Genomic DNA, 22,195 nt, shown 5'->3' on the forward strand with positions numbered 1-22,195 from the left:
GCTGTTTAGCAATAAATAAAAAAGTGCGGTGATTTTTCGATGTGTTTTAATATTCTCTCGAAAAAGTCACCGCACTTTTGTTGTTTAATTAGCCCACTTATTTGCTTTTGCTTTGTTTATACAATGCGATAGCTTCCGGCATTAAACGCAATAAGTTTTCCTGACGATCTTTATCGCTCGGGTGAGTTGAGCTTAATTTGTCCAGGATGCCTTGTGAGCCGGTAGAGGCTTTTTGCATTTTGTCCCATAATCCCGGTGCGGCTTCAGGGTTATAACCAGATTTCGCCATTAAAAATAACCCCACTTCGTCGGCTTCGGTTTCCGCGCTACGGGAATAAGGTTTGTCCAAGCCCCAGTCTTTGGCTAAACCCACCACCATGGAACTGCCGTCAGCACCGATTTTAGTCGCCAATACTTCTTTTGCAACGCCGGCAACAACATCGGTAAATTGGCCAACGTTTGCTTTTTTCTTACCATGTTCTTTTAAAGCATGCGCCATTTCATGACCCATGACGGTGGCAATTTCGTTATCGGTTAAACGTAAGTTATCAACCAAACCGGTGTAAAATGCCATTTTACCGCCAGGCATTGCCCAAGCATTCAGTTCTTTTGATTTAATCACTTCGATTTGCCAATTGAACGGCTGACCCGTGTGATTTTCCGCATTTGCATAAGGCACCATTTTGTTGAAAATTTTATGTACCCGTTGGGCTGTTTGAGATTGGGTATCCAGTTGGCCTTTCGCTTGTGCTTCGCTGATCATTTGGCGATAGCCCATGGCCGCTTGCTGGTTAATTGAAGCGGAATCGGCGCAGGCAGTTAAAATACCGATGATGGAAATGCATGCTAAGGTTTTACTAAATTTGAACATAGAGTTTTCCTTCGTGAATTTGTGTGTAAAAAAGACCGCACTTTTTAACGGTGCGGTCTGTGTCTTTATCGTTTTAATTATTTTTTCGCACGTTCAAATGAATCAAGGATTTCTTTGCGCGCTGCGTCAACGCCTTCCCATCCTTCGACTTTCACCCATTTGCCGGCTTCTAAGGCTTTGTAGCTTTCAAAGAAGTGTTGGATTTGTGCTTTGAGTAATTCCGGTAAATCGCCCACGTCTTTGATGTGGTCGTATTCTTTGCTTAATTTGGTGTGTGGAACGGCAACCACTTTTGCATCACCACCGGCTTCATCGGTCATTTTCAACACGCCCACAGGACGGCAACGAATGACGGAGCCCGGTTGTAACGGATATGGTGTTGGGACTAACACGTCAACAGGGTCACCATCGGAAGATAAGGTGTTGTTCACATAACCGTAGTTTGCCGGATAGAACATGGCAGTTGCCATGAAACGATCCACAAATAATGTGCCGGTTTCTTTGTCTACTTCATATTTGATTGGATCTGAGTTTGCAGGGATTTCAATGACAACATAGATGTCATCCGGTAATTCTTTACCTGCCGGTACGCTTTCTAAGCCCATTTGCTATTCCTTCTTGTGAGTTAAATAAACGTAGCAATTATAGCCGTAATCGGCTTCATTTGTCGAGTTGAGGGGCTGTTGTACGATAAAATCCGGTTGTCTTTTATAGTTGTACTATTATAATAGTCCAAATTTTTTACTAAAGGACATTACAATGACAATGCAAAAACGCCCTTCATTACTCGGTGGCGCCATGATTATCGCCGGCACGGCTATCGGTGCCGGTATGCTTGCCAACCCAACTTCTACTGCCGGTATTTGGTTTTTCGGTTCTATTGCGATTTTGATTTATACCTGGTTTTGTATGACTACCTCGGGCTTAATGATTTTAGAAGCCAATTTACATTATCCGACCGGCGCCAGTTTCGATACGATTGTGACCGATTTATTAGGCAAAGGCTGGAACGTCATTAATGGTTTATCTGTCGCCTTTGTGCTTTACATTCTCACTTATGCTTATATTACCTCCGGTGGTAGTATTACGGAAAATTTCCTGAATCAATTAGGCGAAAACGTGGAAGTGGGGCGTAGTGCAGGCTCTTTGATTTTCTGTTTTGTGTTGGCGGCGTTTGTGTGGTTCTCTACCAAAGCGGTTGACCGTTTTAGTACGGTGTTAATCGCCGGGATGATCATTTCTTTCTTCCTTTCCACCTCCGGTTTGTTGAGTTCGGTGAAAGCCGATGTGTTACTTAACACTGTGGCACAGGGCGAACAACAATATTTACCTTATATTTTGACCGCACTTCCTGTGTGTTTGGTGTCGTTCGGTTTCCACGGCAACGTACCGAGTTTGGTGAAATACTATGATCGTGACGGCAACCGCGTGATGAAATCCATTTTCCTTGGCACCGGTTTGGCGTTGATTATTTATATTTTGTGGCAGCTTGCCGTTCAAGGTAACTTACCGCGCGCTGAATTTGCACCGGTCATCGCCAAAGGCGGTGATGTGGCGGCCTTATTAGAAGCCTTGAATAAATACATCCAAACCGATTATATCGGCATTGTTTTGAATTTCTTTGCCTATATGGCCATCGCCAGTTCTTTCCTTGGTGTCACCTTAGGCTTATTTGATTACATCGCTGACTTATGTAAATTCGATGACAGCCGCTTAGGACGCACTAAAACAACGTTAGTCACTTTCCTACCGCCGTTATTACTGAGCTTGCAATTCCCGTTCGGTTTCGTTATCGCTATCGGTTACGCGGGTTTAGCCGCCACGATTTGGGCAGCCATCGTGCCGGCGTTGTTGGCAAAAGCCAGCCGTAAAAAATTCCCGAATGCCACCTATCGTGTACACGGCGGCAACTTCATGGTGTATTTTGTGATTTTGTTCGGATTATTGAATATCTTCGCACAAGTGGCATTGCAGTTCGGTTGGATTGCCGACTTCAAAGGATAATATGCAAGACAAGCAAAGCGTGTATGACAAAGACGGTTTTTTCGACCTGTATCAAAAACTGCGCAGCAACCCGAACAGCTTAAATGAAATCGTTGAAAAGCCCACGATGTTGGGCTTAGTCGGCGGCGTGTCAGGCAAGCGTATTTTAGATTTAGGCTGTGGTTGCGGAGAACATCTCAAGCTCTATTTAGAACGGGGCGCCGCATTTGTTGCCGGTATAGATTTGTCCCAAGCTATGTTGCAGCAGGCGGCAAAAAATCTCGCAGAATTTCGACCGCACTTTTTACTGGAGCAAGCCCCAATGGAACATCTGGAACGGTTAAACGAAAGCAATTTTGATGTCATCACCAGTTCCTTTGCTTTTCATTATGTGCAGGATTTTCCTGCCTTATTAGCAAAAATTCATGCCAAACTGAAACCAAACGGACAATTGATTTTCTCTCAAGAACATCCCATTGTGACTTGTTATCAAGGCGGTGAACGTTGGGAAAAAGACGCGCAAAAACAACAAATCGCCTATCGGCTGAATTTCTATCGGGATGAAGGCGAACGCCAACGCAACTGGTTTAAACAGCCTTTCACTACCTATCATCGCACCACGGCGACTATCATCAACAATTTGATTTCCGCAGGTTTTCACATTGAGCAAATGGCGGAGCCTATGCTCGCGGAACAACCGCAATGGCAGGATGAATTTAAAGATTTACAACATCGCCCGGTGTTATTGTTTGTTAAGGCGAGAAAAAACACATAAAGTGCGGTCAAAAAATCCAACAGATTTGAACGTTGGCTTTGCCAACGACCCCATAAGGGCGAACAATCGAACTTGATTCGATGGCGAGTCATTTTTGATGTGTTTTTTATGAAAGAAGGCGGACAAATTGTCCGCCTTTTTACTTACGCAGAGAATATCTGCTTTCCGAGTAAGAAAAAGTTAACGCAAGAATGCCGGAATTTTACTTTCGTATTCTGCGATTTTGTCTTCGTGTTGAAGGGTTAAACCGATATTATCCAAGCCGTTTAACAAACAATGGCGGCGGAATTCATCCAGTTCAAAGGTATAAACTTTGTCGCCTACGGTCACGGTCATGGCTTCCAAGTCCACATGAATTGGCTTGCCTTCATTCGCCCACACCCATTGGAAGATTTCTTCCACTTCCTCTTCGCTTAAACGAATCGGTAACATGTGATTGTTCAAGCTGTTGTTATAGAAAATATCCGCAAAACTTGGTGCGATCATCACTTTGAAACCATAATCGGCAAGCGCCCAAGGGGCGTGTTCACGAGAAGAACCACAGCCGAGGTTTTTACGTGCTAATAAAATGGTAGCGCCTTGATATTGTGGATAGTTTAACACAAATTCCGGATTCGGTTTGGTGCCTTCTACATCCAAATAACGCCATTCGTGGAATAAGTGTTTGCCGAAACCTACGCGGGTAATGGCTTGTAAAAATTGTTTTGGAATAATCGCATCTGTGTCCACATTCGCGGCATCCAATGGCACTACTAAGCCTGAAAGTTGTTTGAATCCTGCCATCTTTCTTTTTCCTCTTCTTTGGGCCTTAATTTAATGCCACTTCACGAATATCAACGAATTTACCGAACATTCCCGCTGCTGCTGCCATGGCAGGGCTAACCAAGTGTGTGCGGCCATTACGGCCTTGGCGACCTTCAAAATTACGGTTCGAAGTGGAAGCACAACGTTCCCATTCACCTAAACGGTCATCATTCATCCCTAAACACATAGAGCAGCCCGGATTACGCCATTCAGCGCCAGCTTCGATAAAGATTTTATCCAAGCCTTCTTTTTCCGCTTGTTCTTTTACTAAACCGGAACCCGGCACCACTAAAATCCGTTTTACGTTATCGGCTTTTTTGCGGCCTTTCATCACCGCCGCAGCCGCGCGTAAATCTTCGATACGGGCATTCGTGCAAGAACCGATAAATACTTGATCCACAGGGATTTCTTTTAAATCAGCGTTAGCTTCTAAGCCAATATAAGTCAAGGCTTTTTCAGCAGAGGCGCGAGTGACCGGATCGGCCATTTCTGTTGGATTTGGCACTCGTTGATCGATACCGATTACTTGCCCAGGGTTCGTACCCCAAGTGACTTGCGGTGCGATATCTTTGGCATCTAAAGTCACTACCGCGTCAAATTGCGCATCATCATCGGATTTTAAGGTTTTCCAATAAGCGATTGCATCCTCCCAATCTTTACCTTTCGGTGCATGTGGACGGCCTTTTAAGTATTCGAAAGTGGTTTCATCCGGTGCGATTAAGCCGGCTTTTGCGCCCATTTCGATTGCCATGTTGCACACCGTCATTCTGCCTTCCATGGAAAGGTCGCGAATAGCCTCACCACAGAACTCCACTACATGGCCTGTGCCGCCCGCCATAGTGGTTTTACCGATAATGGCAAGAATAATATCTTTTGCGGTAATACCAGGCGCCACTTTGCCGAGCACTTCAATTTTCATGCTTTTTGCACGGGCTTGTTTTAAGGTTTGTGTCGCTAATACGTGTTCTACTTCGGAGGTGCCGATACCAAATGCCAAAGCACCAAAGGCGCCGTGGGTAGCGGTATGAGAGTCACCGCAGACGATCGTCATACCTGGCAAAGTTAAGCCTTGTTCCGGTCCCATCACATGCACGATACCTTGTTCTTTCGTGGTCATGTCGAATAATTGAATACCGGTCGCTTTCGTGTTTTTTTCCAGTTCCAATACTTGAATTTTTGCTTGGCCTTCAAGTTTGTTCACATCGCGTACTTGCGTGGAAATACTGTGATCCATGGTGCCGAAAGTTTTGCTTACTTGGCGCACTTGACGGCCCGCGACACGTAGCCCATCAAAGGCTTGTGGACTGGTCACTTCATGGATTAAATGACGGTTGATATACAAAATCGGCGTTTCGCCTTCCGCTTCGTACACCACGTGGGCATCGAATAATTTTTCGTAAAGAGTTTTTGCCATAATTTTTCTCAATTCGTTAGGGGCTTTTGTTAGAGTAAGTGCGGTCAAATTTGACTGTGTTTTTAAACCGCACTTTAATTTTTTTGGGGCGGTGCCAGATAACTAGACTCCCACATTGATGGCGCGCGTCTCCTGACGCGTGCCCTAATTTTATTTATATAAGCACGCGTAGGGAGACGCGCGCTATCGATTGCGACTTAAATTGCGTCAGCAATCAATGTACCCATTTCCGCAGTTGAAACAGGGGCAGAGTCATCGGCTAGATCACCGGTACGGTGACCATTTGCTAAGACTTTTTGTACCGCATTTTCAATGGCATCTGCTGCTTCGTTTAAGTTGAAGCTGTAACGCAACATCATCGCCGCAGAAAGAATTTGTGCGATTGGGTTGGCAATGCCTTTGCCTGCGATATCCGGCGCAGAACCGCCAGCCGGTTCATATAAACCAAAACCTTCTTCATTCAAGCTGGCAGATGGCAACATCCCCATAGAACCTGTGATCATCGCTGCTTCATCAGAAATAATATCGCCGAAAATGTTAGAGCAGAGGAGCACATCGAAAGACTCCGGCGCTTTGATTAACTGCATGGTCGCGTTGTCGATATAAATATGCTCTAAGGTCACTTCAGGGTAGTCTTTAGCCACTTCGGTCACGGTTTCACGCCATAAGATTGACGCTTGTAATACGTTGGCTTTATCCACAGAAGTCAGGTGTTTACGACGTTTCGTTGCTGCATCAAAAGCCGCATGAGCAATGCGTTCAATTTCATATTTGTAATAAACTTCCGTATCAAATGCTTTGGTTTGTGCGCCTTCGCCTTCACGACCTTTTGGTTGACCAAAATAAATCCCGCCCGTTAATTCGCGCACAACCACCATATCAAACCCTTTCGCTGCGATGTCTGCTCGTAGCGGACAGAATTTTTCCAATCCTTTATAAAGAGTTGCCGGGCGAAGGTTACAGAATAATTTGAAGTGTTTACGCAATGGCAATAACGCACCACGTTCCGGTTGTTGATCCGGCGGTAAATTTGTCCATTTAGGGCCGCCCACAGAACCAAACAAAATCGCATCGGCCTCTTCACAACCTTTTAAGGTTTCTGCAGGTAACGGACAACCGCAGTGATCAATTGCGGCACCGCCGACAAAAAATTCGTTGAAGTTAAGTTTAAAACCGAATTTTTCTTGGATTTTGTTTAATACTTTAATGGCTTCTGCCATTACTTCCGGGCCGATGCCGTCGCCAGGGAGAACAGCGATGTTGTATGATTGCATATTGAATTATCCTTTATTTGTTATTTAGTAGGGAGAGGCTTTATGCCTGTCCGATTACTCGTTAATATTGGACAGGCATAAAGCCTGTCCCTACGAAGGGATTAATGATGTTTATGATTCTTAATATTTGCTACCTTATGTGCCCGATAAATTGCATTGATGGCGTGCACTAAGGCAAGGGCGGAAGATTCAACGATATCTGTCGCTAAACCTACACCATGGAATTTACGGCCTTCGTGTTCCACCACAATATCCACCTGACCTAAGGCTTCTGCGCCTTCGCCTTTGGCGGTTAAGTTATAGTGAGACATTTTGATCTCTAAACCGGTTAAATTTAAGATAGCGTTGTAAACCGCATCGACCGGGCCGTTACCGCCGATTGACGAAGTACTTAATTTCTCACCGTCTAATTGTAATTGAACAAAGGCAGTTGCCGGATATTCTTTGGTGGAGTGAGCGGAAAGTTTATCTAACACCAAACGATCTTCATCGCCTTGTTGCATATCAATGAACGCCAAGGCTTCCAAGTCATAATCGAACACTTGGCCTTTTTTGTCCGCCAATTTTAAGAAGGAATCGTACAATTTATCCAAATCGTAATCTTGTTCGGTGTAGCCCATATCTGTCATGTGGCCTTTCACCGCCGCACGGCCGGAACGCGCGGTTAAGTTCAATTTCTCTTTCTTCAAACCGATAGTTTCTGGTGACATGATTTCGTAGGTGTTTTTGTTTTTCAACATCCCGTCTTGGTGAATACCGGAAGAGTGCGCGAAAGCATTGGAGCCCACAATGGCTTTGTTCGGTTGAATCGGCATATTGCAAAGCTGGCTCACCATTTGACTGACACGATGAATTTCTTGGGTATTAATTCGTGTGTCCACACCGAAGAGTGCCTGGCGGGTTTTAATCGCCATGACGACTTCTTCTAATGCGGTGTTGCCAGCACGTTCGCCGATGCCGTTGATGGTACATTCAATTTGGCGCGCGCCGTTTTGTACGGCGGTTAAAGAGTTGGCGGTCGCCATGCCTAAGTCGTTGTGGCAGTGCACGGAAATAATGGCTTTATCGATGTTTGGTACGCGGTTGCGTACTTGGGCGATGATGTTGCCGTACTCCATCGGTAAGCAGTAGCCTACAGTGTCTGGAATGTTGACGGTAGTGGCGCCGGCGTTGATTGCCGCTTCCACAATGCGACAAATATTGTCTATACCGGTGCGTCCCGCATCTTCGCAGGAAAATTCCACGTCATCGGTGTAGTTACGCGCGCGTTTCACTGCCGCCACCGCCATTTCAACCACATCGTCAAAGGTGCGTTTTAATTTGGCTTCAACGTGTAATGCGGAACTGGCAATAAAGGTGTGAATACGGAAAGCTTCCGCCACTTTTAAGGCTTCGTAGGCTGCATCAATGTCTTTATCCACCGCACGGGAAAGTGCCGCGACACGACTATTTTTGATATAGCGTGCGATAGTTTGTACGGATTCAAAATCCCCTTGTGAGGAAACAGGAAAACCCACTTCCATGACATCCACACCTAAACGCTCTAAAGCAAGGGCAATTTGTAATTTTTCTTTTACGGTAAGGCTTGCTTTTAACGCTTGTTCCCCATCACGCAAGGTCGTATCAAAAATAATAACGCGATCTGTCATAACATTTTCCTTCTTTCAATCACTCAAAGTGCGGTCGTTTTTTACGGTATTTTTAAACAAAAAAACCCGCAAATTAGAGTGCGGGTTTAAATCTTGAGGGTTTTACATTTGACTGTTTTTTATCCACAACTTAGCCGCACAAAGAATGTGATAGCAGCAGGTTGAGGGATAAAGAAACAGAGTGAAACATGAAAAATCCTAGTTAAAAATCTATAGAACGCTCCACATATTACGGATTTAATTAAGCCTGTCAAATAATAAATCAGCATTTTCTCTCTGTTTTTGCTGATTTTTTGAAATTAAATCGGTATTAATGTTTGAATTTTTTCTTATTTAAAGAGAGATGTTCTAACTTTGTCACTTTATGTCGATTTTTATTCTGACAGAAATTTATTTACTAAAAAGATCTACTTTTTTGGTTTAAGCCATAAAAAGTGCGGTGAGTTTTTCAAATGTTTTAAAGGCATCTGAAAACCCACCGCACTTTACAGTTGAGAGCCACAAAAGCTAATTAGCGTTTAACACCCAATCTCCATCTACGCGCAATTCCAGTTGCTGTTGATGTAATGGAATAAGGGTAGAGCGGTGCCCCACGCTGATAATCGTGGTGTTTGGTAATTTATCACGAATTAAGCGATACATAGCGTGCTCCATGCCTTCGTCCAAGCTGGCACTGGCTTCATCAAGGAATACTACTTTCGGTTTGTGTAATAACAAACGGGCAAAAGCCAAACGTTGTTGTTCGCCGAGGGAAAGAATACGTGTCCACTCTTGTTCCTGTTCTAAACGATCTTGTAAATGTGCCAATTGAACCTGTTCTAACACTTGCTTGATTTCAGCAAAATCGGCATTTTCGGTAGAGCCGGGATAATAGAGCGCTGTGAGCAGGTTGCCTTGTGGTAAATAAGGACGTTGTGACAAGAACAGGGTGTTGTGTTGCGGGCAGAAGATTTCCCCTTGCGCGTAAGACCATAAACCGGCCACGGTACGTAATAAGGTGGTTTTACCCACACCGGATTGTCCTTGAATCAGCAACGAATCTCCTTGCGGCAGAGTGAGGTTGAGATCGTTAATCAGTGTTTTACCAAGCGGTGATTTCACGCTGAGATGTTGGAAAATAACGTCTGTTGGGTGATCGGTAATATTGGTTTTGCTTTGTTTTTGTGCGGATTCCACACTGTAATGGAAGCCGGTTAAACGGTCTAAGGTCGCTTTGTATTCGGCAAAACTGTCGTAAGTGTTACGGAAGAAAGAAAGGTTGGAATGCAATTTGCCGAATACCTGCAACGTTTGCATCAGATCGCCCAGTTTAATTTGTTTTTCAAAATAGCGTCCCACTTGAATTAATAATGGGAACACCACCGAAATTTGGCTCACCACCAAGTTGAAGCCGGAGAACTTTAATGCCCGGAACACAATATCCCACATATTCTGGATTACCGCGTGGAACTGTTTGTATAGCAGGTTTTTTTCTACTTTTTCACCGGCGTAGAAAGCGATGCTTTCGGCATATTCTTTTACGCGAATTAAGGAGTAACGATAATTCGCGTTTAATTTTTCGTTAGCGAAATTAAGGCGAATTAACGGCTTACCGAGCCAGAAAGCGATGAGCGTGGTGAATATCACATAAGCAAACACTAAAAAGACCATCATGTGCGGGATTTCTAAGCCGAATAAACTCATTGGTCCGGCCAATCCCCACAATAAAATGGTGTAAGAAATCATGGAGGTGACCGCATCAATCACACCGGTGCTGAGGGAAAGCGTGGTTTTGACGTAAGATTGCACGTCTTGTTGAATACGTTGATCCGGGTTGTCAAGATTGCTACTCATGTATTGGCTTTTGTAATAGGCGCGGTTGTTCATCCATTTCTCCAGCATTTCTCTGTTCAGCCATTCAATCCAGTTAATCGAAAAACGTTGGCTGACATAATAGCTGATAAGTGCCGAGAGCACGGAGAAACCGGCAATAAAACAAAAGAGGATCATTTGTTCCCAAAATACCGGACGATTGAACTCCTGTAGCGCCGTGTACATGTTGTTATACCAAGTGGAATGTACAAGCCCCAGACGAACGCTAAATAAGGTTAAGGTTACGATCAAAGCGAAAAATAACAGCGGCTTGATGCTTCGTTTTGGCGAAAGGTAGCCGCCTGCAAACATCCAAAATTGTTTGCCCCAGTTGGTGAAACGCACCAATAAAAAGATACTGAAGCTGAAAACAACGGTGGTGATCGCCAGAGTTTTTGCAATCCAAAGTAAAGAAGTAATAACTTCCTGAGTATAGTCCATCATGTCATCCGATAACGAAAAAAAGTGCGGTTCATTTTAAAAAAATTTTCTTATTAGGCAAGGAAAAATGTGATAGAGGCAACATTTTTTAGGTTTTCCTAAGCAAGTTAAAAATCAACTTGTTATAATCCTTTTTAGTTAATTTTATTTGAGGTAAATATGAGTGACATTGCAATTACGATTAGTTTGTTAGCACTCGTTGCAGTGATAGGTTTATGGATTGGTCATTGGAAGATCAAAGGCGTTGGATTCGGCGTCGGCGGCGTGTTGTTCGGTGGAATTATTGTGGCGCATTTCACCAATCAATACGGGCTGAAATTGGATACTCATACGTTGCATTTTGTGCAAGAATTCGGTTTGATCCTGTTTGTTTACACCATCGGGATTCAAGTGGGGCCCGGGTTTTTCTCTTCTTTGCGCCGTTCAGGGTTAAAGCTGAACGGTTTTGCATTTCTTATCGTATTGCTCGGTGGGATAACGGTAGTATTCATCCACAAATTCGCCGATGTGCCATTAGATATTATTTTGGGGATTTATTCCGGTGCAGTTACCAATACGCCTTCCCTTGGTGCGGGACAACAAATTCTGTCCGAATTAGGTATGAACAGCACCACAGAAACCATGGGGATGGCCTACGCCATGGCTTATCCTTTCGGTATTTGCGGTATTTTACTCACCATGTGGTTGATACGTTTGTTCTTTAAGGTCAACGTTGATGAAGAAGAACGTAACTTTAAACAAGAAAGCGGGCATGACAAAGAATCTTTGACTGCCATGGATATTAAAGTCACCAATAAAAATCTGGATGGCTTGTGTTTAATTGATGTGCCGGGGTTTGGTAAGGGAGATGTGGTATGTTCCCGTTTAAAACGGGGAGACAGCATTAGCGTACCGAAAGCCAACACGGAAATTTATTTAGATGACATTTTGCATTTGGTCGGCGAAATCAATGCTTTGAAAAAAATGCGTTTAATCGTCGGTGATGAAATGGATGTGCCAACGTCCACGGTCAGTGGTGAAATTCGTGCTGAACGGGTGGTGGTGACCAGCGAAAAAGTCTTGGGTAAAAAAATTAAATCCCTGGGCATTCACCAAAAATACGGCGTGGTCATTTCCCGTTTAAACCGAGCGGGGGTGGAGTTGGTGCCAACTGCCAATACCACACTTCAATTTGGTGATGTGTTGCACATGGTTGGACCTACCGATGTCATGAACAACGCTATTTCCGTCATTGGTAATGCCGCGCAGAAATTGCAACAAGTACAAATGTTACCGGTATTTATCGGTATTGGTTTAGGTGTGTTGTTCGGTTCTATTCCGTTTTACATTCCCGGCTTCCCTGTGGCATTAAAATTAGGTTTAGCCGGTGGGCCGTTAGTCATTGCGTTAGTTTTGGCGCGTATCGGTACCTTGGGCAAACTGTATTGGTTCATGCCGCCAAGTGCCAACCTTGCATTGCGTGAATTGGGGATTGTGCTGTTCTTGGCTGTAGTGGGGTTAAAATCCGGCGGCAGTTTCCTTGATACATTATTAAACGGTGACGGCTTAGAATGGATGGGCTACGGTGTGATTATTACCTTGGTGCCATTGTTGGTTACCGGTCTTATTGCCTGCTTATACAGCAAACTGAATTACCTGTCTCTGTGTGGTGTACTGGCCGGTTCCATGACTGATCCGCCGGCGTTAGCTTTTGCCAATGCAATAAAAGAAGAAAGCGGTGCGGCGGCGTTGTCCTATGCCACGGTGTATCCGCTTGCTATGTTCCTGAGGATCATTTCACCGCAATTATTAGCGTTGCTGTTGTGGAGTTTTGGTAGTTAAAAAATGTGCCTAAAATCGACCGCACTTTACTTCGTCAATAATTTTGTCCTGTAAAGTGCGGTCGTTTTTTTAGATGATTTTCTGCCATTCGCTTCACAGTATAGGTAAGATCCAGTAGAATGAACCGATTTTTGTTAACACAAAAGGGAAAAATATGAGCAAACCGATTTATAAAAGAATTCTGTTAAAACTGAGTGGTGAAGCCTTGCAGGGCGAAGAAGGATTCGGTATTGATCCTTCCATTTTGGATAGAATGGCGTTAGAAATTAAGGAGCTCATTGAAATGGGCGTGGAAGTTGGTGTTGTGTTAGGTGGCGGTAATTTATTCCGTGGCGCTAAACTTGCTAAAGCTGGTATGAACCGCGTGGTAGGTGACCATATGGGGATGTTGGCTACCGTGATGAACGGTTTGGCGATGCGGGACGCTCTTCACCGTGCAGATGTAAATGCAAAATTAATGTCTGCCTTCCAGTTAAATGGCATTTGTGATACCTACAACTGGTCTGAAGCTATCAAAATGTTGCGTGAAAAACGTGTCGTAATTTTCTCCGCAGGCACCGGTAGCCCATTCTTTACGACCGACTCCGCCGCTTGTTTACGCGGGATTGAAATTGAAGCGGATGTGGTGTTAAAAGCCACTAAAGTGGATGGGGTGTATGACTGCGATCCGGCTAAAAATGCCGATGCCAAACTGTATAAAAATCTAACTTACGCAGAAGTGATTGAGAAAGAATTGCAAGTGATGGATTTAGCGGCTTTCACCCTGGCCCGCGACCACGGCTTGCCGATTCGGGTCTTCAATATGGGTAAACCCGGTGCATTACGTCAAGTGATTCTTGGTACTGATGAAGGCACCACGATTTGTTAAGCTCAATGCAGCGAAAAAGAGAAACGGTAGAAATGATTTCTACCGTTTTTTATTTTAAGAAAAATTTATTGATTAGGGGAAAGTATTTGTGGAGGTTGCAACAAACAACTTTTATCAGTTTGCATATCACAAGACGTTGCGCATAATCCTTCAGCTACTGTTCGGCAGTCGCTGCCTCCTTTCGCCTCACACTGCTCAATTAAATCTCGATTTGCATCCTGTTTATTCATTCCAAAACCGAATACATCAAAGTAAGATCCGTTACGTATCCCAATGCCACTTGATAAACAAGTATTGCTATAAGATATGACAACATTACAACCTGTATTACCTTCATTACGACATTGATTTAAAGCATCTTCTTCAGCATCTTTTTGAGAAGTATGCGCTTTATTGGATGCCCATAGCATTTTGTTATTATCTAGTGAACCGATAATACTCATCCATAAGCTCTGTCTTGAGAACTGTGAAATAAGTTTATTTTCATCATTAAGCACTTCATTCATATCTTGGCAACTAAATTCTTTGTCAATATTGCCAAAACCAGTGTCAGAACGATGGGAAGTTATTTTGCCGTTGATATCGGTAAAGATATAAGTCCACTTGTAATCACCTGTAAATTGATGTTCTTTTTGAACATAGATTGTGGTGTCACCATAACTGTTATAAGCACGTCCGACTTCACGATCAAATACCTCGTAAATTGGTTTAGCAAAACCATAAACGAGAAATGGCTTGTCCTTATCTTTGCAAATCTTTTTAGTATCCGGTGTAAGACCTTTGTCGAGCATAAACTCGCTGACATCTTTACCAGACCAATACAATGTTGTGCCCGGATGAACATAAGTCGCACAACTAAATAAAAATGTGATTGAACCGAATACCGTGCTTAGGTGCAACGCGTGTTTTTTCCTAAAAGACATATTAAATCCCTAAGTTATTGAATCGGCTAATTGTATTTTAAAATGATAGTTATCACAATCGAGAAAGCATATTTCAAAAATAAAAGATTCAAAATTTTACAAAAATCCAGTAAAATCACGCTGTTTTATCTTTATTTACTGAAAAGGAAAGTCGAATGATTAATCAAATTAGACAAGATGCCGAAGAACGTATGGAAAAAAGCCTTGAAGCTTTAAAAGGCCATATTGCCAAAATCCGTACCGGCCGTGCGCAACCAAGTTTGTTGGATGCCATTCAAGTGGATTATTACGGTTCTGCAACGCCGTTACGTCAATTAGCCAACGTGGTGGCGGAAGATGCGCGTACTTTAGCGGTAACCGTGTTCGATCGTTCATTGATTCAAGCGGTAGAAAAAGCCATTTTAACGTCTGATTTAGGTTTGAATCCGTCTTCTGCGGGAACAACCATTCGAGTACCGCTTCCGCCATTAACGGAAGAACGTCGCCGTGATTTAATCAAAATTGTGAAAGCCGAAGGTGAACAAGGTAAAGTGGCCATTCGTAACGTGCGTCGCGATGCCAACGATAAAATCAAAGCCTTGTTGAAAGACAAAGAAATCAGCGAAAACGATCAGCATAAAGCAGAAGAAGTCATTCAAAAATTAACCGACGGTTTCATCAAAAAAGTGGATGAGGTATTGGCGGATAAAGAAAAAGAATTGCTTGATTTCTAATCATCAATAGCGAATTAATGCGGACGCAGTGTTTTACTGCGTCTTTTCTTATGTAAACGAGCCCATGTTTGAGATGAATTGTATTTCCTACAGGGAAAAGTGCGGTCAAAATTTTATGCAAAATAAGCAAAATGTCGTCATTCTCGGTGCCACAGGATCCATTGGCAACAGCACACTTTCGGTGATTGAGCACAATCCGCAACAATATGCGGCATTCGCCTTAGTGGGCGGTTCAAATGTTGACGCTATGTTTGAAAAATGCGTGAAATTTCGACCGCACTTTGCTGCATTAGCAGATGAAAACGCCGCGAAAATATTGCGCGAAAAATTAATAGCTCATCAAATTCCAACCCACGTGTTAGCCGGTCAACAAGCCATTTGCGAATTAAGCGCACACCCCGATGCAGATATGGTCATGGCGGCAATTGTTGGTGCGGCAGGTTTATTACCAACGTTATCGGCCGTGCAAGCGGGAAAAAAAGTGTTGCTGGCGAATAAAGAAGCCTTGGTGACTTGCGGTCAGATTTTTATTGATGCGGTGAAGCAACATGGCGCGCAATTATTGCCGGTGGACAGTGAACATAACGCGATTTTCCAATCCTTGCCGCCACAGGCACAGCAACAAATTGGTTTTTGTCCGTTGGCGGAACTGGGCATTAGTAAAATCGTGCTGACAGGCTCCGGCGGACCTTTCCGTTATATGGATTTAAGTGAATTTGACGGCATTACGCCGGAACAAGCGGTGGCGCATCCGAACTGGTCTATGGGTAAGAAAATCTCCGTGGATTCCGCAACGATGATGAACAAGGGGTTAGAATATATTGAAGCCCGTTGGTTATTTAATGCGACAGCGGATGAAATAGAAGTGATTATTCACCCACAATCTATTATTCACTCCATGGTGCGTTATATTGATGGTTCTGTGATTGCTCAAATGGGCAATCCCGATATGCGTACGCCAATTGCCGAAGCCATGGCGTATCCGAAGCGTATTATTTCCGGTGTGGCGCCATTAGATTTTTACCAACTCAATGGCTTAACATTTCTTGCTCCTGATTATCAACGTTATCCTTGTTTAAAACTCGCTATTGATGCCTTTGCAGCGGGGCAATACGCCACCACGGCAATGAATGCCGCGAATGAAATAGCGGTGCAGGCGTTTTTAGATCGACAAATTAAATTTACCGATATTGCCAAACTTAATCAGGCAGTGGTGGAACAAATTCAGCCACAGCTAATCAAACAGATTGATGATGTATTAGACGTGGATCGTGTGGCTCGTGAATGTGCCAAAAAGCAACTTGCGCATTGGTCTAAGTGATTGCGTAACCTGAGAATTGAACATGACAGAATTGGACCCGAACAATATTCCGCAACATATTGCCATTATTATGGATGGCAACGGTCGTTGGGCGAAACAACAAGGCAAAATGCGGATTTTTGGTCATAAACACGGCGTGGCGGCAGTGCGTGAGGCCGTATCTTATGCACGCAAAATCGGGGTGAAATATTTAACTCTTTATGCCTTTAGCAGTGAAAATTGGAGTCGCCCTGAGCAGGAAGTTAGCGCACTGATGAATTTATTTATGCAAGCGCTCGATTTCGAAGTGAAAAAACTGCATAAAAATAACATTCGTTTGAAAATTCTTGGTAATGTTTCCCGTTTTAGTGCGGGCTTACAGGAAAAAATTAAAAAAGCGGAAAAATTAACGGAAAATAATACCGCACTTACTTTAAATATTGCCGCTAATTATGGTGGACGTTGGGACATTGTCCAAGCGGTGCAACACTTAGTGCAGCAGGTGCAAGCGCAACAGCTCACTGCGGTGGAAATTAACGAAACATTATTACAACAACATTTGGTCACCAAAGATCAACCGGAAGTGGATTTATTGATTCGTACCAGCGGTGAGCAACGCATTAGTAATTTTTTATTGTGGCAAGTGGCCTATGCGGAACTGTATTTTTCCGATGTGCTATGGCCGGATTTTAATGAAGCCGAATTTCATCAGGCGATTTTATCTTATCAGCAACGTCATCGCCGTTTTGGTGGGACTGAATAACAGAGGAATATATTGTGCTTAAACAACGAGTTATTTCGGCGATTGTGTTAATTGCCATTGTCTTTGCCGCTTTATTTTTATTTTCACCTTATTATTTTGCTCTTGCATTGGGCGTGGTTGTGGTGTTGGGCATTTGGGAATGGACACAGTTCTTTAATTTCAAACAACCGACTTTTTGGCGCTACGCCATTACAGGCTTAAGTGCTGCCTTTTTATTCCTCTGGATTTATGGTGAAGGTAATTACTTGGATGCGGGACGAGTGTTTGAACATTATGCCCAACCAATTCTATTCGGTGCCGTTCTTTGGTGGTTGGTTGCGCTATTTTTTGTGGTGACCTACCCGAAAAGTAGTGCCATCTGGGGCAAGCATTCCGTCTTACAATTCTTTTTCTGTTTCTTCACGCTTATTCCGTTTTTAATCGGCGTATTATTGCTACGTTTAGATCGTTATGTGACAGACCCTTACCACGGCATTATGTTGTTGTTATATTTATTTATTTTGGTTTGGGTGGCGGATTCCGGCGCTTATTTTGTGGGGCGTAAATTTGGTAAACACAAATTGGCACCGAAAGTATCACCGGGAAAATCTTGGCAAGGTGCTATTGGCGGTTTGGTGATGGCAGGCATGGTTGCTGCGATTTTTGTTAATGTGGCGCAACAACGTTTGACTTCAACTGTTTCACCGGAAGCCTTTATTGGTTTGTCTGTGGCGACAGTAGCAATTTCTATTTTGGGCGATTTAACCGAAAGTATGTTTAAGCGCCAAAGTGGCATCAAAGACAGTAGCAATTTAATTCCGGGACATGGTGGTATTTTAGATCGTATTGACAGTTTAACCGCTGCCGTACCGTTCTTCGCATGTTTCTACTTCTTTGTATTATAGGAATTAGTCATGTCATTTTTATGGTCAACCGTTTCATTTCTGATTGTTATTGCCGTTTTAGTGGCTGTGCATGAATATGGCCATTTTTGGGCGGCCCGAAAGTGCGGTGTAAAAGTCCATCGTTTTTCTATCGGATTTGGCAAAGTCATTTGGTTACGTACCGATAAAACAGGTACGGAATTTGCGGTGTCGGCAATTCCTCTCGGGGGCTATGTCAAAATGTTGGACGGGCGCAATGAAGAGGTGCCTGAAGCATTAAAATCACAAGCCTTTGATCATAAAACCGTAGCTCAACGTGCGTTTATTATTGCCGCTGGTCCGTTAGCCAATTTCTTATTTGCTATTTTTGCTTATTTTCTCGTTTATTCGATTGGGATTCCGAGTATTAAGCCGGTGATCGATGAAGTTCGGCCTCAATCTATCGCCGCAGTGGCACAAGTGCAACCCAATTATCAAATTACCGAAGTCGATGGTGTTTCCGCTCCTGATTGGGAAACCATCAATATGTTGTTAGCGACAAAATTAGGTGATAGTAAGGTAGAGTTGACGTTGGTTGAGTTTGGTTCCAACATTGAACAGCGTAAGACTTTGGATTTATCCAATTGGACGTTTGATCCTCAGAAAGAAAGCGCTTTTGGTTCATTGGGTATTGTGCCGATTCGAAGTAAAGCGGATATGACGCTATCCAAGGTTAGCGAAAATTCACCAGCGGAAAAAGAGGGCTTATTGAAAGGTGATAAACTTTACTGGTCGGATAACAGCAAGATTGAATGGCAGACCTTTGTTGAAAAGGTTCAGGAAGGTAAGCCGTTAAGTCTTAAAGTGGAGCGTAACGGCGTATGGCTAGATAAAACAATTACGCCTGAGCTTAATGATAAAAAACGTTGGTTTGTGGGAATTTCCCTCACTTTTTATCCCCTGGCTAATGAATATCGTACCGAATTAAAGTATGATATGCTCGAATCCTTACAGAAAGGGGTAGATAAGACCTTCCAACTCTCTTGGTTAACGATTAAAGTCATCGGAAAATTAATTACCGGTGATTTATCTTTGACTAACTTAGGTGGTCCGATTTCTATTGCAAAAGGTGCTGGCGCATCTTCTGAGATTGGTCTGATTTACTACCTAAGTTTTATGGCGTTAATTAGTGTTAATTTGGGAATTATGAATTTATTTCCATTGCCGGTGCTAGATGGCGGACATCTTGTTTTTTTGGTGATGGAAGCGCTTAAAGGAAAACCGATTTCCGAGCATGTGCAGAATGTGAGTTATCGAATTGGTGCTGTCTTGTTATTGATGTTAATGGGATTTGGACTGATTAATGATTTTTTACGTTTATAACTAATTGAGTATTTTATACAGGATAAAATTTACGATGAAAAAACTCTTAATTGCAAGCCTCTTATTTGGTTCAACTGCAGCCTTTGCCGATTCTTTTGTGGTCCAAGATATTCGTGTTGATGGTGTTCAAGCGGGGAGTGAAGGTAATGTTATTGCCGCCCTACCGGTGAAAATTGGGCAAAAAGTTAATGATTCCAATATTGCCAATATCGTGCGCACCCTATTTTTAAGTGGTCAATATGAAGATGTCAAAGCCTCACACCAAGGCAATACATTAATCATTTCTGTTATTCCAAAAGCCATTATTTCCGATGTGGTGCTTGACGGGAATAAAACTATTCCGGATGACGCATTAAAACAAAATTTAAATGCAAATGGTTTCCAAAAAGGCGATGTTCTCAATCGTGAGAAACTGGAAGCTTTCCGTAAAAGTTTAGAAGAACATTATCACAGCGTCGGGCGTTATAACGCCAAAGTGGAAACCATCGTTAACCCACTTCCAAATAACCGTGCCGAAGTCAAACTTCAAATTAAAGAAAATGATGTTGCGTTATTAAAAGGGGTTACTTTTACCGGCAATAACGTATTTGATAGTGATACGTTACAAGAACAAATGGAACTTCAACCGGATGCATGGTGGAAATTTTTCGGTAATAAATTTGATTCAACCCAATTTTCTAAAGATTTGGAAACAATTCAAAATTACTATTTGGATCGCGGTTATGCCAAAGCCAAAATCGTCAATAGTGATGTGCAGTTAAATGATGAAAAAACCGAAGCACGCGTTACCGTGGATGTTTCCGAAGGTGAAAAATATACGGTAAAAAGCGCCCGTATCGTAGGTGATGTGGGTGGCATGCGGGATGAGTTAGCACCACTGCTAAAACAAATTCGCCTTGGCGAAGAGTTCCGTCGTAGTGACATTCAAGCCGTTGAAGACCGAATTAAATCAACCTTGGGTGAACGTGGTTATGGTAGTGCGCAAGTTAGTGTACAGCCGGACTTCAATGATGAAGAAAAAACCGTTGGTTTAAGTTTCGTTGTCGATGCGGGTAAACGTCTTTCTGTGCGTCAAATTCGCTTTGAAGGTAACACCGTAAGCGCCGACAGTACCTTGCGCCAGGAAATGCGCCAACAAGAGGGGAGCTGGTTATCTACCGATTTAGTTGAGTTAGGTAAAGTGCGGTTAGATCGTACAGGATTTTTTGATTCTGTTGAAAGCCGTACAGAGCAGGTAGAAGGCAGTAACGATGAAGTAGATGTCATTTATAAAGTAAAAGAACGCAATACCGGTAGCATCAACTTTGGTGTGGGTTATGGTACGGAAAGCGGTTTAAGTTACCAAGCCAGCATTAAACAGGACAACTTCTTAGGAATGGGCTCCTCGCTTAGCTTGGCCGGTTCCCGTAATGATTACGGAACCAGTGTTAACTTAGGTTATAACGAGCCGTACTTCACAAAAGACGGTGTGAGTTTAGGCGGCAACGTATTCTTTGAAAAATACGATAACTCCAAAAACTCAACATCAGCCTCTTATGCACGTACGACTTATGGCGGTAATTTAACGTTAGGTTTCCCGGTTAATGAAAACAACGCGTATTACATCGGTGTAGGTTATACCTATAACAAGTTAAAAAATATTACGCCTGAATATAATCGTGCATTGTATTTAGCATCGATGAACTATAACGAATGGACTTTCAAATCTAACGATTATGATGTTTCTTTCGGTTGGAACTATAACAGTTTAAATCGTGGTTTCTTACCGACTAAAGGTGTTAAAGCCTCTATTGGCGGTAAAGTGACCATTCCGGGTTCTAACAACAAATTCTATAAATTGAATGCCGACGTGCAAGGTTTCTATCCGCTTAATCGTGATCAAACTTGGGTCTTATCCGGTCGTTTAGGCGCAGCGTATGCTAATGGTTTCGGCGGTAAACGTTTACCGTTCTACCAAACTTATACTGCCGGCGGTATCGGTAGCTTACGCGGTTTCTCCTATGGTGCGGTTGGGCCACAAGCGATTTATATCAACCCGAATATTTGTAGTAATACTACCGGTGTCAGCACCCAATCCTCCTGTTATAACTTAGTAAATGGTGATATCGTCGGCGGAAATGCTATGGCTACAGCTAGTGTCGAATTAATTGTACCGACCCCATTTGTGGCGGAGAAAAACCAAAACTCCGTACGTACCTCATTCTTTGTTGATGCGGCGAGTGTTTGGGATACACACTGGAAAACCGAAAAATCTAAATTTGCTAATTTGAATTTGCCTGATTATGGCGATCCTTCACGTGTTCGTGCTTCTGCTGGTATCGCTTTCCAATGGCAATCACCAATCGGTCCGTTAGTCTTCTCTTACGCGAAACCGGTTAAGAAATACGAAAACGACGATATCGAGCAATTCCAGTTTAGCATTGGCGGTTCTTTCTAATTGGATGAACTTATATAGTCACCTATACTCTAAAAAATATCTGTGCCAAGAAATTGGCACAGAAAAATTTAATATTTAACTTA

Annotated in this window: 18 protein-coding genes; 10 read left to right on the top strand and 8 right to left on the bottom strand. The window is 43.1% G+C overall.

The genetic code is table 11. The features are described from left to right. Positions 1–97: 97 nt before the first annotated feature. Together DK428_RS06630 and ppa are read right to left on the bottom strand one after the other, a co-directional pair. Entirely contained in the window at positions 98–871 is a 774-nt protein-coding gene (locus tag DK428_RS06630; RefSeq protein ID WP_109065062.1) for a M48 family metallopeptidase, read from the bottom strand. Between the two features lie 77 nt (positions 872–948). Beyond that, entirely contained in the window at positions 949–1,476 is a 528-nt protein-coding gene (gene ppa / locus DK428_RS06635; RefSeq protein WP_005702302.1) for an inorganic diphosphatase, read from the bottom strand. A gap of 154 nt (positions 1,477–1,630) precedes the next feature. On the opposite strand from ppa, the gene mtr reads away from it, so the two are divergent. Next, on the top strand, positions 1,631–2,875 hold the full coding sequence (gene mtr / locus DK428_RS06640) for a tryptophan permease (RefSeq protein ID WP_109065061.1): 1,245 nt from the start codon (positions 1,631–1,633) through the stop codon (positions 2,873–2,875). 1 nt (position 2,876) lies between these two features. Beyond that, entirely contained in the window at positions 2,877–3,629 is a 753-nt protein-coding gene (locus tag DK428_RS06645; RefSeq protein WP_109065060.1) for a class I SAM-dependent methyltransferase, read from the top strand. A 180-nt stretch (positions 3,630–3,809) separates the two neighbouring features. On the opposite strand, the gene leuD is transcribed toward DK428_RS06645, so the two are convergent. The 5 genes from leuD to DK428_RS06670 all read right to left on the bottom strand — a co-directional run bounded on the left by leuD (position 3,810) and on the right by DK428_RS06670 (position 11,062). Then, positions 3,810–4,412 (bottom strand): 3-isopropylmalate dehydratase small subunit, encoded by a 603-nt coding sequence (leuD, locus tag DK428_RS06650; RefSeq protein WP_083014587.1) that lies wholly within the window; start codon positions 4,410–4,412, stop codon positions 3,810–3,812. Positions 4,413–4,437: 25 nt separating this feature from the next. Next, on the bottom strand, positions 4,438–5,847 hold the full coding sequence (leuC, locus tag DK428_RS06655) for a 3-isopropylmalate dehydratase large subunit (RefSeq protein WP_109065059.1): 1,410 nt from the start codon (positions 5,845–5,847) through the stop codon (positions 4,438–4,440). Positions 5,848–6,044: 197 nt separating this feature from the next. Beyond that, the gene (gene leuB / locus DK428_RS06660) at positions 6,045–7,121 is read right to left on the bottom strand and encodes a 3-isopropylmalate dehydrogenase (RefSeq protein ID WP_109065058.1); all 1,077 of its coding nucleotides are present in this window, start codon (positions 7,119–7,121) and stop codon (positions 6,045–6,047) included. Between the two features lie 101 nt (positions 7,122–7,222). Next, entirely contained in the window at positions 7,223–8,770 is a 1,548-nt protein-coding gene (gene leuA / locus DK428_RS06665; protein WP_109065057.1) for a 2-isopropylmalate synthase, read from the bottom strand. Positions 8,771–9,277: 507 nt separating this feature from the next. Continuing rightward, complete coding sequence (locus tag DK428_RS06670; protein WP_109065056.1) at positions 9,278–11,062, bottom strand: ABC transporter ATP-binding protein/permease; 1,785 nt, start codon at positions 11,060–11,062, stop codon at positions 9,278–9,280. Between the two features lie 159 nt (positions 11,063–11,221). On the opposite strand from DK428_RS06670, the gene DK428_RS06675 reads away from it, so the two are divergent. Together DK428_RS06675 and pyrH are read left to right on the top strand one after the other, a co-directional pair. Further along, positions 11,222–12,883, top strand: a complete 1,662-nt coding sequence (locus DK428_RS06675; RefSeq protein ID WP_109065055.1) for a putative transporter — start codon at positions 11,222–11,224, stop codon at positions 12,881–12,883. Positions 12,884–13,037: 154 nt separating this feature from the next. Beyond that, positions 13,038–13,751: a UMP kinase gene (gene pyrH, locus DK428_RS06680; RefSeq protein WP_109065054.1), complete on the top strand. Its 714-nt coding sequence runs from the start codon at positions 13,038–13,040 to the stop codon at positions 13,749–13,751. Between the two features lie 65 nt (positions 13,752–13,816). Here the strand turns inward: pyrH and DK428_RS06685 are convergent, their stop codons facing one another. Next, complete coding sequence (locus tag DK428_RS06685) at positions 13,817–14,674, bottom strand: DUF4189 domain-containing protein (protein WP_109065053.1); 858 nt, start codon at positions 14,672–14,674, stop codon at positions 13,817–13,819. Positions 14,675–14,829: 155 nt separating this feature from the next. Between DK428_RS06685 and frr the strand changes: the two genes are divergently transcribed. The 6 genes from frr to bamA are packed head-to-tail and all read left to right on the top strand — an operon-like array spanning position 14,830 to position 22,112. Continuing rightward, positions 14,830–15,387, top strand: coding sequence for a ribosome recycling factor (gene frr, locus DK428_RS06690; protein ID WP_109065052.1), 558 nt, complete (start codon positions 14,830–14,832; stop codon positions 15,385–15,387). A 28-nt stretch (positions 15,388–15,415) separates the two neighbouring features. Further along, the gene (ispC, locus tag DK428_RS06695) at positions 15,416–16,708 is read left to right on the top strand and encodes a 1-deoxy-D-xylulose-5-phosphate reductoisomerase (protein WP_420837002.1); all 1,293 of its coding nucleotides are present in this window, start codon (positions 15,416–15,418) and stop codon (positions 16,706–16,708) included. Positions 16,709–16,730: 22 nt separating this feature from the next. Further along, a complete protein-coding gene (gene uppS / locus DK428_RS06700) occupies positions 16,731–17,450 on the top strand; it encodes a polyprenyl diphosphate synthase (RefSeq protein ID WP_109065051.1) in 720 nt (239 codons plus the stop codon). A gap of 14 nt (positions 17,451–17,464) precedes the next feature. Then, complete coding sequence (locus DK428_RS06705) at positions 17,465–18,334, top strand: phosphatidate cytidylyltransferase (RefSeq protein ID WP_109065050.1); 870 nt, start codon at positions 17,465–17,467, stop codon at positions 18,332–18,334. Positions 18,335–18,343: 9 nt separating this feature from the next. Beyond that, positions 18,344–19,675 carry a sigma E protease regulator RseP gene (gene rseP, locus DK428_RS06710; protein WP_109065049.1) on the top strand — a complete coding sequence of 444 codons (1,332 nt, stop codon included), beginning with the start codon at positions 18,344–18,346 and terminating at the stop codon, positions 19,673–19,675. Between the two features lie 34 nt (positions 19,676–19,709). After that, entirely contained in the window at positions 19,710–22,112 is a 2,403-nt protein-coding gene (bamA, locus tag DK428_RS06715) for an outer membrane protein assembly factor BamA (protein WP_109065048.1), read from the top strand. Positions 22,113–22,195 lie beyond the last annotated feature (83 nt).

It is taken from the genome of Aggregatibacter kilianii (assembly GCF_003130255.1).
Lineage (GTDB): Bacteria > Pseudomonadota > Gammaproteobacteria > Enterobacterales > Pasteurellaceae > Aggregatibacter > Aggregatibacter kilianii.